This window comes from Vibrio sp. 10N.286.51.E5 (genome assembly GCF_041469125.1).
Taxonomy (GTDB): Bacteria; Pseudomonadota; Gammaproteobacteria; order Enterobacterales; family Vibrionaceae; genus Vibrio; species Vibrio crassostreae_C.
In genome coordinates this window covers 1-1,336 of sequence record NZ_JBFRJZ010000131.1, presented here as the reverse complement: position 1 = coordinate 1,336, position 1,336 = coordinate 1, and the positions used below count along the sequence as shown (strand labels likewise).

The 1,336-nt window shown below is 43.1% G+C and carries 1 protein-coding gene; it reads right to left on the bottom strand.

What is annotated here, in order from left to right; genetic code table 11:
- Window positions 1-231 precede the first annotated feature (231 nt).
- Entirely contained in the window at window positions 232-1,263 is a 1,032-nt protein-coding gene (locus tag AB4161_RS23040) for an IS110 family transposase (RefSeq protein WP_102398621.1), read from the bottom strand.
- Window positions 1,264-1,336 lie beyond the last annotated feature (73 nt).

The window sequence follows — 1,336 nt, the reverse complement described above, 5'->3', positions numbered from 1 at the left end:
TATATGGAATCCACGTATTTACAAAGTGATTTTGGCAATAAAAGTTAAGATGCGGTCGTATATTCGGCTTCTTATTGAAGGAGCTACCCTCTAGCCTTTGATGTTTTGCGCACCTACTGTCCTTATCGCGCTAGCAGCTTTTTACAGCATGACAGAATGGCCAGGTTCTCAGTAGGTTGGTCTTACCTTTTATGCATCATCATTTTGTAAAATTTAAAAATTTGGTAGTGATTAATGAGTGAGTAATACTGGTTTATATTCAGTCTCATACCGAAGCATTGCCCACGCAGTACGTACCACTTTGTTAGCCAGTGCAATGCAGGCCTTCTTGAAGCCGATACGATCTATGATGCTCCTCAACCAAGCGTCCTTCTGAGTCTTCGGTTTTTCGGGTAGTCGCCCAACGTATGACATTGCGCCAAGATAAAGAAGCGAGCGTAGCTCCTTCACACCACCGCATTTATCGATCCCAATCATAAAAACTTTGCCTCCTGAACTGTGCTGTTTAGGTGTAAGACCAACAAATGCTGAAGCTTGTCTTCCATTCTTGAACTGCTTTCCATCACCAAGAGTTGTATAGAGCATCGCAGCAGTTGTTTCACCAACCCCTTCAATGCCCATTAATCGTTGGCACGGCTCTATCTGACGGGTTAAAGCATTTTTCTCTTTTTCGAATGCGATGAGTTTTGCTTTAAGTTCTTTATATTGCTCCCAAAGCATCGACAGAACGGATACGACATTGGAGGGTATTGGTGTATCGCCATCAAGCACGGTTTGAACCGACGCTTTTAAGCCTTTTTCACCTCTAGGGTTTGCTATCCCGTAGCCCAAAATTGTCCCTCTAATGTGAAGAGCTAGGGAAACAACACTACGAGATAAGAATCTACGGCTAGTTTCTAAAGAATGCATAGCTTGTTGTTCCAATGACTTTGGACGACTGTACTTGATACCAATTTGTATAGCGGCGTTAGCGATGGCGAGAGCATCATTATGATCCGTTTTATGACCTTCTAGGTATCCTTTCACCTTCTTAGGGTTAATGATTCGGACTTCATGCCCAAGTTTTTCTGCTAATTGCCCCCAGTAATGGCAACCGCAACAACCTTCCATGGCGACAATCGAAGGCTTAGCCTTTGCCAAGAACTCTTTCATCTTCTGGCGACTCAGAGGTTTATTGGACATTAGCTCACCATGAATGCTGATATGGCAGGCTTGAAGAACATTTTTTGCTAAGTCGATAGCGATAACATTTTTAGTCAACATATTGGAACCCTCGGTTTTTTCTCACACTCCTAAGTCTAGATTGCTAAGGAGGGAGTGGATTCCATACATCACG

Bases quoted from the DNA above. Each gene is read 5' to 3' on its own strand.
- AB4161_RS23040 (WP_102398621.1), bottom strand. From the start codon at position 1,263: ATGTTGACTAAAAATGTTATCGCTATCGACTTAGCAAAAAATGTTCTT.